The organism is Hyalangium versicolor (assembly GCF_020103695.1).
GTDB lineage: Bacteria > Myxococcota > Myxococcia > Myxococcales > Myxococcaceae > Hyalangium > Hyalangium versicolor.
Genome location: NZ_JAHXBF010000016.1, coordinates 260645 through 277316, shown reverse-complemented (window position 1 = coordinate 277316; position 16672 = coordinate 260645). Strand labels below are relative to the sequence as shown.

Sequence of the window (16672 nt, the reverse complement as noted above, 5' to 3'; positions counted from 1 at the left end):
CTCCGTGCCCCTCCGACAGGGCCTGGCTGAAAATGTCGCGCGCCCTGGGTGCCGAGAGGGCAGAGCGGGGTGTCGTGATACCACTGCTATGGTGCGACCACGAGTGTCCCGGGAGACGCTGGAGGGGTTCCCGCCTCGCATGCGTACGCCTTGTCCAGAAGCTCGACGACCTTGGGGGGGACTCTCGGCTGCCCATATCGGACAGGGGAGACAACCATGTCCAGGTTGACACGCACGAGCCTGTCTGGCCCCTCATGCGCTGAGTTCCACTGGTGGCACAAGAACCGCACGAAGTCCTCGCGCAGCTTCGAAGACTCGACGGCGTGGTAGCTCGTGATGTTCTTGGGGTTCCAGGTCGGATACCAATTCACCAACGTCAGGTATTGACGCCACCGGAAGCCACGAATAGACGCCACGAGATCTCCGGGCCGCTCAAAGGACAGCGCCTCTCCAGTGAAGACGTTGATCTTCCGGCCACTCGCCAGCTCCCCAGGAGCGACGTCCCAGCCATCGCTCGCCTCGAACACCTCGGGGTCCGAGAACATCCTGTAGATGTTCTTGATCTTCAGGAAGTTCATCGTCGAGTCGACCAGCACCGGCGGCGTTCGAGGAGAGGAGAAGTATCCGAAGTTGCCGATCTTGTAATAGTAGTGGGTCGCGTTCAGGGTCAGGACAACGCCGACCATCAGGTTGTTGATGTAGACGTGGGCACTCGTGGGCAGGAGCCTGGAATCGCTGGAGACCTCCGGTGTGGCTGCAGCCGTCCACGACACGCGTCGAGAGAGGCGAGGCAGCAGCCTTTCCCAGAACCAAGGGGGGAGCCAGCCGAGATAGGCCGTCGCAGCCAGGTATGGGAGCAGATGCAGATCCAAGCCGATCTGGAACCCAGCAAACATGACGCAACAGGCGGCAATGGCCGCCGTGCGAACAGCTCCGTTCTTCCAGGGGAGAAAGAAGAAGACCGGGAAGAAGGTCTCGATCCAAGGGACGGCATAGCTGATGGTCTTGAGCAGCCCGAGATACTCCAATGACCAATCGAGCCAACGGCTCGAGTACCGGACCGCGGACAGAACGCAGAAGAGGGCTGTTCCATCCAACCATCTGCCGCCCGCGGCGATCTTCGAGAGACCTGTCTTCGAGATGAAGATGGCGAACAGGAAGAAGAGCGCATAGGCGCTGAGCCCCCGGTACCGCGGGGCGGGGGCCGCCTCTCCTCGGGCTCGTCTTCGCCGGGCATCGATCGAGAAGCAGGCTCCCCAGGGCAGGAAGATGCCCGAGAGGAGCAACATCGTGAGGATGTAGTCGCCGGGATAGTCCCCGAAGAAGAAGCGGTTCTGCACGGACACGAAGAGCAACCAGCAGAGCGGCGCCGCCAGGCGCGTCATGAAGCCCAACGTGAGCATCAGCGCGAAGATGAAGAAGAGGGTCGTGAGGACCAGCTGATACCCGTAGCTCCCGCTCAGCGTGTGCAATGAGAACCACCCGAAGTGTTTCACGAGTGCGCGCGCCGTCTCGAGAGAGACGAGTCCCTGGTCCGTATAGTGCGCCTCCAGATCCCTCGCCCGGTAGATGATGTCGCCAAGCAACCCCACTCCCGTGAGGATGCGCATCAGGCCGAGGGATCTGAGATCCGCGGTGAAGACCTCGCGGACGGAGTCACGAAGGTTTGATGGCATGTGCAGACTCCGCGCCACTGCCCCGAGGCAGCGCGCTCTTTGCGACTCGGGCCGAGCGCAGCATGATGACTCCGACCCCCGCGAGCGTCAGCCCCGCGCCCAGGACGAACCTCATCTGAATGGGCTCATGGAGGATCAACGCCCCCGCCAAGGCGCTGAAGACAGGAATGGTGAGCGTGAAGGGAGACGTGATGCTCACCGGGTATCTGGCAATGAGGTGATACCAGATGGCATAGGCGAGAAGGCCAACGAACAAGACTTGATAGGCCAGCGAGGCCCACCCCACCGCGCTCATCGCCTGCAGTTTGTGAAGTTGCTCCTGCTCGACCAGCATCGAAATCACGGCCAGCTGGGGTGCCGTCAAGAGACTCATCCAAGCATTGACCGAGAACGGATCGATAGGACCTGGCTTCTGCATGTCCTTGAGGAGCAGGTAGCTCACCGCCCACGCCACGGCGGATAGAACGATGAGCAGCGCGTATCCCCAGTGCGCCGAGAGCCGCGGCTCTCCGAACAACGTCAGCGTCCCGAGAAAAGCGAGGCCTGCCCCCACGCACCACGGGAGACCCGGCCGCTCCCGAAGCACCAGGAAGGACAGGATGCCGGCCATGGGGACTTGCAACTGCACCAACACGGCTCCAGTCGCGGCATCGACTCGGGTCAGCCCCAGGTAGACCAGGCCAAAGTGCAACGTGCCCAGAACCCCGGACAATGCCAGCAATCGCGGGAGATGACGGCGCGACATCTTCGCGAAGGGTGCCGCCAGCGCTCCCACCAGCAGGAAGCGCAGGGAGAGCAAGGCAAATGGGGGCACCTCGTGAAGCCCCAGCTTCGCGAAGGCGTAGTTGCATCCCCAAATCATCATCACGAGGAGCGTGAGACCGAGATCCAGGAGTGACACGGGTCCCCTTACCTTGCCGGCTTGGACCGTTGTGTGCGGAGGCGCGCTTCCACAGTCTCTCCCCCCACGGACCAGCCCGACTCGGCCAGTTCGTGCAGGAGGATGCGCGTCTGCTCGGGTGATTTGCCAAGGCTCTTGGAGATGGCCTCGGTCACGGAACGGAAGAGTTCCTCCTTCTGGGAGGCATCGTCGATGGGAGGGGTGACATAGATGTGAACGATGGGCATGGAGTTCAGTCCTTGATACAGGTGAAGCACGTGCTGACACTCGTGACCTGCAGGCGTCCCTCGCTGATGAGCGTCTCTTGCATGAGTTGACGCACCGTTGCCGCGAGGGCTCCCTCCTCCGCTCCTGCGGCAACGGCATTCTTGAATCTCATGGTGTGGAGATAGTGATGGTGCAACACCTCCACGCTGGGGAAGCGCATGGTCCCGTCGTACCGATTCCGCTCGGCCACCCGGAGAGATCCCGTGAGATGGCCAGGAGCGTTCTCCTCGCAAAATCGATCCGTTCCCGTGGGAGCGAACAGCGCGCTCTTGAGGTCCCAGCCGAGCCGGAGCAGGGCTCGATCCTGCCAGTCAATGAGCTCGTGCAGCCAACGGAACGAAGGAACCATGCAGATGAGACGGCCTCCGGGCCTGAGAACCCGCGCCAGCTCTTCGACAGCCTTCGGAATGGACTCGACGTGATAGAGGACGTAGTTGCAGAGAACGACGTCGAAGGAGCCGGAAGGGTAAGGGAGCTCCTGCACGCTTCCGGTGAGGGCTTCGAGCGAGAGCTGCCGGGCCCGAGCCTCCGCTGAGACCGCGTCAACCATCGCTGGCGACAGGTCCACAGCCTTGAGAGTCGCTCCCTTCTTGGCTCGCTCCGCGACAGCGAGCGCGAATCGTCCCAGGCCACAGCCCGCATCCAGGAGAGAGATGGGCTCCTCCAGTGAGAGCCGGCTGACGACCCAGTCCACGACGCTCACCGGGTTCACCCGGTACAAATCCCACCCGGAAGAGCGGACCTTGTAGTCCTCGGTGGCCCCGTAGTTGTGCGTCAGCAGATGAGATTTGTCCGTATATGCGAGCGCTTGCGACGTCATGGACCTCGCCTCTTGGATTGCTCGTCGAGCGGCTTGAGAATCGCCATCATGTGTCCGTCCACGTGGATACCCTCACGGATGGCATTGCGCCGCTTGGTCCCCTCATGGACGAACCCCACCTTCTGGTAGAGATGCATGGCCGATGGATTGTCCACGTAGACCTCCAGCTCGATGCGCTGCAGGTCGAGGTATTGGAAGCCCACATGAATGGCCGTCTCGAGGAGCTTCCTGCCGATCCCCTGGCCGGCGGAGTTGTCATGAACCGCCATCACCAAGGACGCAATGCGGCGCCAGCGGCCCTGCCCCCAATCGAGAAACAGGTACCCCACCGAGCGATCGTCGTTGCGCGAGGCGGCGATGAACCAATGCCGGTTCTCCGCGGTCAGTGCGTGCTCGACGGCAAGCTCACTCGTGCAAGGCATTGCCGTCGTGCCCCAGATCACATTCGGGCTGGACATGATCTCATGGAGCGCGGGGACATCCGAGCGCTTCACCCCGCGGATGATGACCTCCGTGGTCCTCCGGGCGGCTCGCCTGGCCATCGCGCTCACCTGTACTCGCCAGAGAAGAGCCGGGCCTTGACCGCTGCGTAGTAGCGGATGGCCACGTCACAACGCGTCAATACCCCCCTGCAGACCTCCTCCATCAGCCTGGGGCTTCGCTGAATGAGCGGCAGCAGGACATGCTCCAGCCACTGGGCACCGTGGTTGTGATCGACCCCGACGTGCATGAACTGATAGTCGATCACCTCCGGCGGCACGCCGTGCCGGGTACAGCCGTCGACCATGGCTTGAAAGCGCTGGGACGCGGTGTGCTCGAGCACGCCGAGCGCGCCAAGGAGGCGCGGCGCATGACGCCGGCTCAGTCCGTACATGAGCAGTTGATTGGCGTTGGCATACATCTCGTAGAAGTCGATCAAGTTCGAATCAATCCCCTGGGCTTGGAGCTTCTCCCGCATCCAGGTGACCGACGTGTTGAACATCGTCGTGTGGACAAAGCGCTTGTTGCCGTGCCCCATCTCGTCCCAGTAGTTCTCGCCGATGATGAGCTTGACCTGACCCGATGTCCCGAGTTGAGCCAGAGCCATGAGGTCGTCGAACCGGCTATCCACCTTCTCCTCGACGACGATGAACATCGCAATCTCTGGCAGGCTGGCCTGGTGGGTCAGGTACTCCGAGAAGCCCGAGGTGGCCGCGGTGTGCCTCACCGCCTGGTCGAGGTACCACTCCTTGAACTGCGCGCTCGAGGAGGGCAGCTCGAGGTCAGCGGTGCGCGCATCGAGCAGCTCAATCCAGGACCGCTCGATCTCGTGAATCTCCTGCACCCGCTGCGGCGTGGGCACGGCGGAGAAGTGCTCGGGCTCGGCGAGCATCGAGGTGTAATGACGATGCAACCGCTGATGAAGCTCGAGGCTCTCGAGCGGGTCATGGTCAGCCTTGGCGACCGTTGCGCCTGCCAGGTCCGTCAGAGAGTCAGGGAGTGATGCCAGGCCACGCATTGTCACGAAGGGTCTCCTGTCGCCCGAATTGATGAGAAGTGAACCGCGGGCAAAGTACGCGTGAGCTTTTTTTGAGTCAACCAACCGCCTGGGAGATTCGTGACTGGTTTTGACGCTACCTTGTCGCACATGTGATGTATGGATTTCACATCACGATACACTGGTTCCTGTGTAATGCGTGTTGTGGTGTATTGATGTGATGTGTTGCGCGGCGTGTGTCGCGAATCGTGCTTGCTATTGCTTTGAACTCTCACCAATTCGCGCTACAAGCCTGAGGTCTTTGAGAAGGAGCCTCATGCACATCGAGATCGTGGGGGTGCCGGCGGATCTGGGTGCTGGAGAGCAAGGAGCCGCCCTGGGGCCCCAAAGCCTCCGAGAGGCCGGTCTCTTCTCCGCGCTCTTGATGGCAGGACATACCGTCGAGGATCTGGGGGATGTGCAGGTTCCCACGCGAGACTCTTGCCTGACCGGCGATCCCAGGTTGCGCTACCTCGAGCCGATCCGCGCCGTGGCGATGCGGGTCCGGGATGCAACGGCCGCCGTGGTAGCCAGGGGTCACTTCCCTCTGGTGATTGGCGGTGACCACAGTCTGTCATTGGGGTCGATCCGCGGGGCCGCCCAGAGGAAGCGCCTCGGCGTCATCTGGATTGATGCCCATGGAGACTTCAACACCCACGAGAGCACGCTGTCTGGAAACATCCACGGGATGCCGCTCGCGTCGCTCGTGGGGTTGGGAGAGACGAGCCTGATCAACCTGGGCAGCTCCAATCCCTCCTTGATCGATCCCTCTCACGTGGTGCTCTTCGGGGTTCGAGCGCTCGATCCCGGGGAGACGGAGTTGCTCGCCCACTCAGAGGTGACGGTACTCTCCATGGACGCGATACGTCAGCGGGGAGTCTCCTGGGCGATCACCCAGGCGATTCAGGTCGCCTCTCGCGATACGGATGGCATCTACGTCAGCATCGATCTCGACGGGATGGATCCCGAGTTCGCCCCGGGCGTCACCACACCGGTGAGCGGTGGACTCACTCGCGAAGACTCCCTGCTGGCGTGTTCATTGCTCGGTTCCTACGGAAGACTGGTGGGAATGGACCTCGTCGAACTCAACCCCACAACCGACGTTCACAGGCGCACCGCCACCCTCGCGGTGGAGCTGGCCCGCACCTTGTTGGGATCGAGCCTGGCGAGCGCTCGCGAGGACGGGCCCTTGAGCGCTACCAGTACTTCTCCATGATCTCCCGTGCCCACGCGGGCTCGCGCACCTCGCCGCGCGGCGCGAAGCCGCTCATCACCGGCTTGATGTCGAGCACCGGCGTGCCGTCGATGGCGTCGAGGCCTTTCACCTCCAGGACGCGGCCGTTCACGGCGACGACCTCGCAGACCGTGACGCCGATCCGGTTGGGCCGATTCTTGCCGCGCTGGGCGAAGATGCCGATCCTCGGCCAGGCCTTGTTGCCGCGCGGATGGCGGGCGCCGGTGACGATCTGGTCGTCGGTCACCTTGTCGAACACGTAGACGATCTCGGCGTGGCTGAAGGTGTCCAAGCCCATCAGCGCCTCGTCGTCGAAGCGCGCCGGGTCCAGGACGATCCTGGCGCGGCTCTCACCCCAGTCATCGTCCTCGGGGGCCGTGCGGCCGCCCTCGACCCGCCCGATGGGCGTCATGGTGATCGTCATTCGGTCCTCCCCGGCCTTCTACCCGTTGTCGCTGGGGTGCGACTTTACATGGGGTTCCATGGATTGACTCATACGCCAGGACTGCACTTTGGAACATTGACGAGTTGATTGCCTGGGCCACACTCCGCTGCCCACTCACTCAACGGAGAGACCCTGATGACCGAGCGCATTCTCATGGCGGTACTGGCTGCGTCCTTGTCCATGTCGATGTCGGGCTGTAGTTCGGCGGATGCCGCGGAGCCGTCGACCCTCACCACGATCGCGGATGCCCGCAGCGGAATTGCCACGCCGATCGATGTGGGGCCAACGGGGGACTCGCCGGGGGATATGTTCGTGTTCGACCAGCCGCTGCTGAACGAGGCCAAGGAGAACATCGGCTCCAACAGTGGCTTTTGCGTGCGGACGCTGCCCGGCCAGTTCAGCGAATGCCAGTGGACGCTGACGATGGCCGACGGGAGCATCACCGTCGCGGGACGCGAGGCAGAGACCGGCACCTCGATGATCCCCGTCATCGGGGGCACCGGTGCCTACGTGGGGGTGAGCGGCGTGATGGTCAGCACTCCCAATGGGGACCGGACGTACACCCAGGTGCTCACGCTGATGAAGGCGAAGCCGTAATCGCGGTGCTCGAGCCCAGGGGGAGCGTCAGGCACTGGAAGAAGCCATCTCGCCCGTCGAGGCCTCGCTCGAGGCCGGGCCCGCGCAGGGCAGCTCCACCGTGAAGGATGTTCCCTCGCCCACCCGGGTCTCCACGTGGATCGTGCCCCCAAGCCGGGTGACGATCTCGTGGACGATGTGAAGCCCCAGCCCCAGCCCGCCGTACTTTCGGGCCGACACTCCCCGCTTGAGCCGCTCGAAGATGGTGGGGAGCTGATCGGGCTCGATGCCGATGCCGTGATCCCGGACGACGAGCCGCACGTGATCGCCCACCCGCTCGGCGCTGATGTGGATGGGCTTGCCTGCGCCGAACTTGCTGGCATTCGAGAGCAGGTGGGTCACCACCTGCTCCAGGCGTGAGCGATCCCACCGCCCTCTCACTGCTCCCTCGAAGTGGGTCTGCAAGGGGCACTCCATCCGAGCCAGGACGCTGTCCTGTTGCTCGGCCACCTCCTGGATCACCTCCGTCAGGTCGACGCTCTCCAGGTGGAGTTCCAGCTTCCCCTCCTGGATCCGCGAGATGTCGAAGAGCTCGGAGTTCAACGTCGCCAGCCGCTTGGCTTGCTGGTCGATGATCCGCAGCGAGCGCGCCATCGCCGGGGTCGGCGAGCCCGGGGTGGAGCGATGCAGCCCCTGCACCGCCAGCCGCAGCGAGGTGAGCGGTGTGTTGAGCTCGTGCGAGGCGACGCTCAGGAACTCCTCCCGCAAGCGGATGGCGTCCTGAGACTCCTCGAACAGGCGGGCATTATCGATGCAGACGGCCGCCCGGCGCGCCAGCTCCATCGCCAGGTCGAGCTCCGCCTCCCCGTACCGCCGGCCGGGCGTGGCCAAGGCGAAGGTGATGGCTCCGATCGTCTTCCCGCGTGCCTTCAGCGGCACGTGCATGGCTGTCTGAACCTCGATCTCACGCAGCAACTGGACGTACCGGTCGTCGAAGCCTTGCTGCTGGATGCTGGCGTTGGAGACCTCGGTACGGATGAAGGGCTCTCCCGTTCGCAGCGCTCGGGCGAGCAGCTCCGGCGCCTCCCACGTCGGGGGGTACTCCTTCGCGAGCTGGCGCAGGAGCTTCTCCTTGTCGGGATCCAGGTGGGCTGCGGCCAGTGCGCGGAGCTGCTCCCCCTTTTCCACCACCGTGATCACGCACCAGTCGGCGAGGAGGGGCACCACCATGCGTGTCACCCTCGCCAGGGTCGTCTCCGGGTCCAGCGACTCGGAGAGCGCCAGGCCCGAGTCGGCGAGGAAGCGAACGCTCTGCTCGGCTCTGCGCCGCTCCTGGACCTCGACGTTGAGCCGCTCGAAGAGGCGGCTGTTGTCCAGGGAGATGGCGATCTGCGAGGAGAGCATCCGCAAGACACCGACTCGCTCGGGCGTGAACGCGCGGGTGGTGAGATCGTTCTCCAGATACAGCACGCCAATCGTCGCGGCGGTCCGCTGGAGGGGCACGATCAGGACGGACTTCACGGCGCGCCGAACCACATAAGGATCCGCGATGAACCTTCCCTGGTGGGCCGCGTCCGCCAGGACACTGGTCTCTCCCGTCGAGTAGGCGTGCTCGATCGCCGTGCGCGGAAGCTGGTCCGACTCCTCCACGGGAGTGATCTCCAACACCACGGGCTCCGGCAGGATCGCGGAGGCTCGCACCACGAGCATGCCCTTCTCCTCCAGGATGAGCGCTCCCCGGGTCGCGCCCGCGACCTCGAGGCACACCCCCATGAGCTTCTCGAGCAGGCGGCTCAGCACCACCTCGCTGGAGAGCGTTGCCGAGGCCTTCAGGATACCGTGCAGATCGAGTGACGCGCGAGGCGTGGCACTGGCCGTGGAGGCGAGGGGCGCCGCACCCCAGGCCAATCCCTCCGCTGGCTCGAGATCCGGAAACTCCTCCTCCAGCATCGAGACCTTGGCCCGCGCTCCCCACCGGAGGTAGCCGTCCATGGCGGCCCTCAGGTGGAGGTGGGCGAACCGCTTCCGGTGGAGCGCGCGGTAGAAGCGGCCCGCCAGCTCATGCGCCAGCGCCTCCTCTGGGAGGAAGCCCTCGGCGTGTGCTCCATCAATGGCCTGATCGTAGAGCTCCATGGCCTCTTGGAGGCGCCCAGCACGACGCGCGATCTCCGCCTCGACGAGGCAGTGCTTGTGCCGGAAGTTCTCCGGGCAGGCGCGAGCCCAGATGCTCAGCTGACGCTGATTGGCCGCGAGCAGCTCCAACTCCTCGGTTCGCTCCACGCCGTCGCGATCGCAGCGGGCCAGCAGAACCAGGGAGGTGAAGAAGTTCTGCTGGGCCCAGAAGAAGAACCCCAGCAGATGGCGGGAGTCGCTGGCGACCTGGCGGGATACGCGCAGGGCTTCTTCGAGCTCCCCTAGAAGGTAGGAGACCTGGAGGCGCAACACCGCGTAGCAGGCGAAGTTCACCCTGGGCCTTCGGGGCGCGGCGGCGAACACCTTCTCGTCGAAGGTGTCGTCGTCGAAGCGGGCCCGCTCCCGCGTCTGCTCCTGGAGGCACCGGATGGCCTGTCGGTAGACGATGATCGCGTCCCTCACCGGATGCCGGCCCAACTTCCGCATGAAGGCCAGGGCCGAGTCGATCTCGTCCAGAACCCGGGGCAGCTCGGTGCCCATGGCGAACGCGGTCATGATCACGAAGAGGAAGCCGAAGCCTACGAGCGGCAGCTCGCCGGCGGCGATCTCGATGGCGACACTGTGGCGGACCAGCGGCATGCTCGTTCGGAGGGGCGCCTTCCAGTGGTTCAGCTCGATTCCCAGCATCGTGAGAGAGAGGTGCTGCTGGTGGAGATCGCCCAGCCTTCGAGCCAACTCGGTGCCCATGCGTCCGAAGGCGTAGGCCTCTTCGTACTCCTGCCGCATGCTCGCCAGGAAGACGCCGTAGGTCGTGTAGAGCATGGGAGTGCAGACCGAGTGGCCGTACTTCAGCGAGAGGTTCAGCCCGGAGCAGACGACGAAGGACAGGAGCTCCGGATCGGCGGCCATGGCCACCGGAATGATGTCCGAGAAGAAGCGCACACAGGCGAGGGGCTCCGGCTCCCGAATCAGCGGCGCGTTCAGGAGCTCTTCCATCGAACGGCCCCGCCGGTTCTTCTCGATCTCCGCGAGGACGGCGGAGAGGGCCTGGCTCAGATCCCGCTCTGGGAGATCCATGCCGAACAGCCGTAGCCCCTCGCGGCACAGGCGGAGCGCCTCGGCGTAGTCCGTTCTGGCGAAGCAGGCCCTCATCTGGATGGAGTAGACCTCCGCCTTCTCCAAGCGTGAGCAGGCATGCGCCAGGGCGGAGGCGGTCAGCTCCCGTGACAGCTCCGAATCTCCCTGGAGGTACGCACACTCCGCCGCTTCCTTGTGGAGCTGGAAGAGGAGTTCGCGGTGCTCCGGCCGCAGCGCTTCCGCAAGAAGCTCGATGGCTCGCAGCAGATAGACCTTCGCGGCTCCGATCGCCGCGGTCGCCTTGGCCTTCAAGCCCGCGTGGAAGTTGAGTTTGGACAGTTCGAGCCGCTCCGCGTCTCCCTGAATCAGGCTCACGCCCAGGTGAAACTGCTCCACCAGGGCGAAGAGCCGCTCACCAGCATCCTCTGGCGTGAGCTCCTGGAGCAGCCGCCTGCCCGCCGCGTAGTGGAGCCGCGCGCGCTCTGTCTCGGAGAGGAGCAGATAGGCGGCCTGGCGCACACGGTCATGCGCGAAGCGGTACGCGACCTCCCGCGCCTGGGAGCCCGGCCGCGACGTCCCTGGCTCGGGGATGAGCAGCCCTTCCTGGAGGATGCATCCGAGCGCCGCGGTCATGTCCTCGCGAGACTCCTCCACGAGCGCCGAGAGCAACCAGAGCTCCATCCGATCTCCCAGGCTCGCGGCGACCTTCAGGAGGCGCTGGGCCCGTTCGGGCAGCTGGCGGATGGCCGCCACCATCAGCTCGACCACGTTGTCGGTCACCTCGACCTGCTCGATGCGCGCGAGCTCCCAGCTCCACTCGCCCCGCTCCGCGTCGAAGCTCAGCAGCTTGGAGCCGTGGAGGAAGCGCAGGAAGCGCGTCATGAAGAAGGGATTGCCCGCGGTCTTGCGCAGCACGAGCTCGGCCAGGGGACGGACGCGCTCCCGTGTGCAGTGGAGCGCATCCGCGCAAAACTCGGAGACGGAGGGCAGCTCGAGCGGGAGTAGCGTGAGGGTCCGGACGGACATATTCCCAGCCTGCTCAATGGCCGCGAGAGTCTGGGCGAGGGGACTGTCCGCGCCCACCTCCTCGGACCGGTACGACCCTACGAGCAGGATGTGGCGGGAGTCCGGATCCGTGGCGAGGCTCTTGAGCAGCCGGAGGGACGCGGGATCGGCCCACTGGAGATCGTCCAGGAACAGGACGAGCAGGCGCTCGGGCGAGGCCAGGCTTTGGATGAAGGCCTGGAACACGAGGGGAACGCGGTTCTGCGCCTCGATGGCCCCGAGCGTCACGTGTGGAGGTTGCTCACCCAGGAACGCTCGCAGCTCCGGCAGGACCTGGATGATGAGCCCGGCGTTGGAGCCCAGCGCCGAGGATATCCGGTGCCGCGCGAGCTCCTGGCTCTCCGCCGGCTCCGACAGCAGGCCGCGCACCACTCCCCGAAACGCCTCCACGAAGGGTGCATACGGCGCGTTGCGCTGGAGCTGGTTGAACTTCCCGAAGTGCAAGCGATCCTGTGGCCCGACGTGCCGGCGCAGCGCATGGGCGAGGGTCGACTTCCCCGCCCCAGCAGGCCCGGCGAGCATCGCCAGCTCACTGGCGCCTCCACGCACCCGCTCCAGGGCCCGGCGCAGGGCGGTCAGCTCGGCCTCACGGCCATAGAGGCGGTCCGGGAAGGAGAGCTGTCGGGACAGATCCACTCGCCCCAGCTCGAACGAGTCCAGGACTCCCGATGTCTGTCGCTGCCGGGCTTCCTCGAGGTCCGCCAGCAGGGACTCGGCGCTCTGATAGCGCTCCGCGGGCATCTTCGCGAGCAGCTTGAGCACCAGCTCCGAGAGGATCTGTGGCACCGCCGGGCTCGCATGGTCCGGAGGGACGGGGGGCTTCGCCAGGTGCGCATGGACGAGCTCGCCCGGATCCGAAGAGACGAATGGCGGCGCACCGGTGAGCAGCTGATAGAGCGTTGCTCCGAGCGAGTAGAGGTCGGCACGGTGATCAATGGGGTGGTTCGTCCTGCCCGTCAGCTCGGGAGCGATGTAAGCCAGGTTCCACTGAAATTCCTCCCAGATTGCTCTCTGCTCCGACGCGCACGAGAGCCAGGTGGAGAGGTCGAAGTCGACCAGCGTCAGGCGCGAGCCCTCGGAAGCCAGGACGAAGTTGCTCGGGCTCAGGTCCCGGTGGAGGAGGTGGCGCTGGTGCAGGTCCACCAGGATCCGCGTCATCTGGAGCGCCAGCTCCAGGAAGCTGTCGGCGGGCACAGGGCGCCGGGCCTGCCATTCGGCGAGGTTTCTCGGGCCGGCGTCTTCGAGAGCGAGCACGGGCATCTTCGCCAGGTCCTCCTCCAGCGAGACGGGTCTGCTCACCCCGGGAACACCTTGCGCCTGGAGCTGCTGCAGCACCTGATGTTCATGGCGGAGCATCTCCGCGCTGCCCGCTGCGAGGGGTCCCGGCCGGACGCTCTTCAGCACTCGGGGAGCACCATCCGGTCCATGTTCCCGGTGCACGATGTAGCGGCGGCCTCGATGGATCACGTGAACACCGTCGAAGCCGGACCTCTGCTGCATGGCAGCCCCCATGACCAAGCGTCCACCGCCACGCGTGCGGGGTACAGGGAGCACGATTGCCTGGCTGGCCCAGGGACACTTCCGTCCTCCCATCCCTTTTGAATATGGGAATCGATCGACCCTTGAGGGGAGGGGACAGGAAGGTCGCTCCGCTGCTCTCACGCCCCTGGGAGGAAGAGCAGTTGAGCTCCTTCACCCACCCGGGCTGAGGCCGCCATGGTCCTCGCCCCCCGGCGTGGGCCGCACCGGTCCCGAACTGGTATGGCAAGCAGACCGGTTCGGACTGGCCGCGCCCGACAGGGCCTCCTTCATCGTCGGGAGGGTGAAGAAGAAGCAGCTCCCTCGTTCGGGGCTGCTCTGGACCCAGATGCGTCCGCCGTGGGCCTCGACGAACCCCCTCGCGATCGCCAGCCCCAGGCCGGCCCCTTTCTTCAGCCCACCCCGGCCCTGCCAGAAAGCCTCGAAGAGGTGGGGCTGGTCCTCCGCGGGAATCCCAGGCCCTGTATCGCTCACCGAGAACCTCAGCATGTCCTCCACCGGTTCGACTCGGAGGGTGATTCTTCCGCCCGCGGGCGTGAACTTGAGCGCGTTGCCCAGGAGGTTCGAGAGGATCTGGCACGTCCGATCGCGGTCGGCGAAGACGCGAGGGCAGTTCTCCGGGACGAGGATCGCGAGCTGGATGGACTTCGCCTCCGCGAGCCCGAGATGCAGGGCGACGACCTCCTCGATGACGGGGCCGATCGGCTCCGGCTTGCGCTCCACCAGGAGGCGGCCGGCCTCCATTCGAGTCACGTCGAGCAGATCCTGGATGAGCTGCGTCGCGCGATCGACCGCCCTGAGGATGGCATCGAAGTGACGTCGGTTGGCGGAGTCCTCCTCGGGCAGGCGCTTCATGAGGATTCCGGCACTCATGGTGACGACCTGCAAGGGGGTGCGGAGATCGTGGGCGACGATCCGGAGAACCTCGTCGCGGATGCGCTTGGCCTGTTCTGACTTCTTGTAGAGCCAGGCGTTGTCGAAGGCGAGAGCGGCTCGGCCGGCCAGCTCTTCGAGCAGCGCGAAGTCGCGGCCTTCGTAGTGGCGTCCCGGCTCGCAGGTCCCGATGCTGAGCGTGCCCACGACATGGCCACGAGCCGTGAGTGGCAGGACCACGCCCGAGCGCAGCTGAAGGCGTCGGAGCAGCTGCAGGTGTCGAGCGTCCGCCGCGGCGGCGGCGAGCGTCGCATCGGAGACCTCTGGGAGCAGCATGGGCTGGTTCGTTCGGAGCACCTCCGCCATGAGGGTGCCCGGGCTGGACGGGTCTGGGGGATAGTCGGCGAGGAGTTCGTGCAGAATCGTCTGCTTCTCGGGATCCTTGGCCACGCCTTCGAGTGACTGGAGCCGCCGTTCGTCATCGAGCAGCGCGACGATGCACCAGTCCGCCAGCGCTGGGACGATGAGTCGCGCCACGGTGGCGACCGTGGTCTGGGGATCGAGCGAATCCGCGAGCCGCGGCCCTGTCTCGGCGAGGAAACGCCAGGCCTGATCGAGCTGCTTCTGCTCGGAGATGTCCTGGATCTGCGAGATGAAGTAGAGCGGCTCACCGCGGGAGTCGCGCACCAGCGAAGCCGTCAGGAGGACGGGGACGATGTGGCCATCCTTGTGGAAGTAGCGCTTCTCCATCTGGTACGAGCTGATCTTGCCTTCGAGCAGCCGGCGCACGTTCTCGAGGTCTGGCTCCAGATCCTCGGGATGGGTGATGTCCTGGAACGTCTTGGCGAGGAGCTCCTCTTGAGGGTAGCCGACGATCCGGCAGAGCGAGTCGTTCACGTCCAGGAACTGGCCCTTGAGGTTGACCAGGGTCATCCCGATAGGTGCATCCTTGAATGCGGTGCGGAAGCGCTCCTCGCTGTCCCGGAGCGCCTCTTCCGCCTCCTGTCGCGGCGCGGCCGGTGGGGGGCGAGAGCCCGCGCTCCGCGAGAGCACGGCCAGCAGCCGGCCGAGCGCTCGCGCGAGCCGATGCCGAGAGACTCTGGGTGGTGACGTCATCATGGAGACAACGCGATGACCGTCGCCTGGATTCGCCGTGGACGTGGGGCAGCGTCCGTCCGAGCGCTTCTCTCGGAGCGCTTCTCTCCCGAGGGCTAGGCCACCGTGGCGCTGGGCGGCGGTTGCGGCTGGGCCTTGGGCTCCATCCGCATGCCGCCAATTGGAAGGTCACCTTCCCGTCCCGCTGGTAGCAGACATGGGGCACGCCATCCGTTGCGCAGGGAGACGACCACTTGTTCGCCGCCGGCCTTGCCTTCCGCTAAGGTAGACTCTGGCATTGGGACATTCGCTTCCCATGGCCAGAACGCAAGGAGGGTAAATGCATCGGCTGTTGAAGCCATTGATTGTCACTGCAGCTCTCGCGAACGCTTTCATCCTGGCTGGATGCGGGGGCGTGGGTCCGGAGAACGATCCCGCTGCTGCTCCAGAAGGGGAGACGATGCGAAGTGCCTTGGCCAACTGCGGCACCAGTACCTGTATCGGCACTCAGAACCTGTGCTGTGAGAACCTGTCGGGCGATTTCATCTGTACGGGTTCGTCCTATAGCTGTACCACGAACTCAGACTGCACCAACCACGTCCCCTCTTGGTTCTGCACCACGGCGCACTACTGCGTCCCCAGCAGCCAGTGGCGAGACTGCACGACTCCCTAGTTGGTCGCGAGAGTAAGGATGGAGAGCAACGCCTTGAGCAGTTGTCAGTTTGAGGCGTTGGCTCGTCAGACGAGCCGCGGTCACACTCTTCGGCCTACCCATTCACGGGCATGTGTCTGCGTAGGAGTGCTCACTTCGACCGGGGAGATCCGCGACACGACCCCAAGGGTGCTCGGGAGAGCAGCTCAGTACTGGCCACTCTCGTCGGTGTAGGCGCCCTCCGTGAACTTGCAGAGATAGGGGAGGACCATCGCATCACGGGACATCCCCACCACCAACACCAGCAGAACCGACGTGAACACCAGGCTCGCGATGGCGACACTCCTCTGGCCGCCAAACAACCGGGTGCCCAGCTTCTGGAACAGCACGGCCTGCAAGGTGAAGAGCGCGGCAGGTAGGATCAGCAGCACCAGCAGCATGGAGCGATCCAACGAGCACCTGGCCATCTCGTATGAGGCGAGGCTGAAAAGAGGCCCGCCGGCCGAGAGCGCAGCCAACAGCAGGACGAGAGCAGCACCGACGAGCAGGAAGAAGGCTCGACGGAACCACGACGGCTGGGGCTGACCCTCGACGGTCGAGCCTCGCACGTTCACGAGTACGACGCGGTTGAGGAACAGCGCACCCAAGGTCCAGACAACCAGGTCGAGCCATAGAGTCCGGGTGAAGACGAACAGACTCTTGTCCATCGAGTTGAAGCAGGCGAGCGCACACAGAGGCCACATGGCCGAGGCGCAGAGCAGGATGGGAGAGAGCGCGCGGAGACGCATCCTCCGAGAATAGCA

General features: G+C 65.0%; 12 protein-coding genes. 2 read left to right on the top strand and 10 right to left on the bottom strand.

The window, feature by feature from the left end:
• Positions 1-86: 86 nt before the first annotated feature.
• From KY501_RS31485 to KY501_RS31460, 6 genes are read right to left on the bottom strand one after another with little or no spacing between them, the layout of a single operon-like run.
• A complete protein-coding gene (locus tag KY501_RS31485) occupies positions 87-1676 on the bottom strand; it encodes an HTTM domain-containing protein (RefSeq protein WP_224367333.1) in 1590 nt (529 codons plus the stop codon).
• The gene (locus KY501_RS31480) at positions 1657-2577 is read right to left on the bottom strand and encodes a DMT family transporter (RefSeq protein ID WP_224367332.1); all 921 of its coding nucleotides are present in this window, start codon (positions 2575-2577) and stop codon (positions 1657-1659) included. Before KY501_RS31480 ends, KY501_RS31485 begins: the two co-directional genes overlap by 20 nt.
• An 8-nt stretch (positions 2578-2585) precedes the next feature.
• Positions 2586-2804 carry a tautomerase family protein gene (locus tag KY501_RS31475; protein ID WP_224367331.1) on the bottom strand — a complete coding sequence of 73 codons (219 nt, stop codon included), beginning with the start codon at positions 2802-2804 and terminating at the stop codon, positions 2586-2588.
• A 5-nt stretch (positions 2805-2809) separates the two neighbouring features.
• Positions 2810-3664 (bottom strand): class I SAM-dependent methyltransferase, encoded by an 855-nt coding sequence (locus tag KY501_RS31470; protein ID WP_224367330.1) that lies wholly within the window; start codon positions 3662-3664, stop codon positions 2810-2812.
• Positions 3661-4206 (bottom strand): GNAT family N-acetyltransferase, encoded by a 546-nt coding sequence (locus KY501_RS31465; RefSeq protein ID WP_224367329.1) that lies wholly within the window; start codon positions 4204-4206, stop codon positions 3661-3663. Before KY501_RS31465 ends, KY501_RS31470 begins: the two co-directional genes overlap by 4 nt.
• Before the next feature lie 5 nt (positions 4207-4211).
• On the bottom strand, positions 4212-5162 hold the full coding sequence (locus KY501_RS31460) for an iron-containing redox enzyme family protein (RefSeq protein WP_224367380.1): 951 nt from the start codon (positions 5160-5162) through the stop codon (positions 4212-4214).
• A 295-nt stretch (positions 5163-5457) separates the two neighbouring features.
• Between KY501_RS31460 and rocF the strand changes: the two genes are divergently transcribed.
• The gene (rocF, locus tag KY501_RS31455; RefSeq protein WP_224367328.1) at positions 5458-6396 is read left to right on the top strand and encodes an arginase; all 939 of its coding nucleotides are present in this window, start codon (positions 5458-5460) and stop codon (positions 6394-6396) included.
• Here the strand turns inward: rocF and KY501_RS31450 are convergent.
• Complete coding sequence (locus tag KY501_RS31450) at positions 6377-6838, bottom strand: SAM-dependent methyltransferase (protein ID WP_224367327.1); 462 nt, start codon at positions 6836-6838, stop codon at positions 6377-6379. The genes rocF and KY501_RS31450 overlap by 20 nt on opposite strands.
• A gap of 156 nt (positions 6839-6994) precedes the next feature.
• Between KY501_RS31450 and KY501_RS31445 the strand changes: the two genes are divergently transcribed.
• Positions 6995-7456, top strand: coding sequence for a dirigent protein (locus KY501_RS31445; protein ID WP_224367326.1), 462 nt, complete (start codon positions 6995-6997; stop codon positions 7454-7456).
• 27 nt (positions 7457-7483) lie between these two features.
• Here KY501_RS31445 and KY501_RS31440 read toward each other — a convergent pair whose 3' ends face one another.
• The 3 genes from KY501_RS31440 to KY501_RS31430 form a co-directional block, all read right to left on the bottom strand.
• Positions 7484-13210 carry an ATP-binding sensor histidine kinase gene (locus KY501_RS31440; protein WP_224367325.1) on the bottom strand — a complete coding sequence of 1909 codons (5727 nt, stop codon included), beginning with the start codon at positions 13208-13210 and terminating at the stop codon, positions 7484-7486.
• A gap of 192 nt (positions 13211-13402) precedes the next feature.
• The gene (locus KY501_RS31435) at positions 13403-15241 is read right to left on the bottom strand and encodes a sensor histidine kinase (protein WP_224367324.1); all 1839 of its coding nucleotides are present in this window, start codon (positions 15239-15241) and stop codon (positions 13403-13405) included.
• An 834-nt stretch (positions 15242-16075) separates the two neighbouring features.
• A complete protein-coding gene (locus KY501_RS31430; RefSeq protein ID WP_224367323.1) occupies positions 16076-16657 on the bottom strand; it encodes a hypothetical protein in 582 nt (193 codons plus the stop codon).
• Positions 16658-16672: the final 15 nt, after the last annotated feature.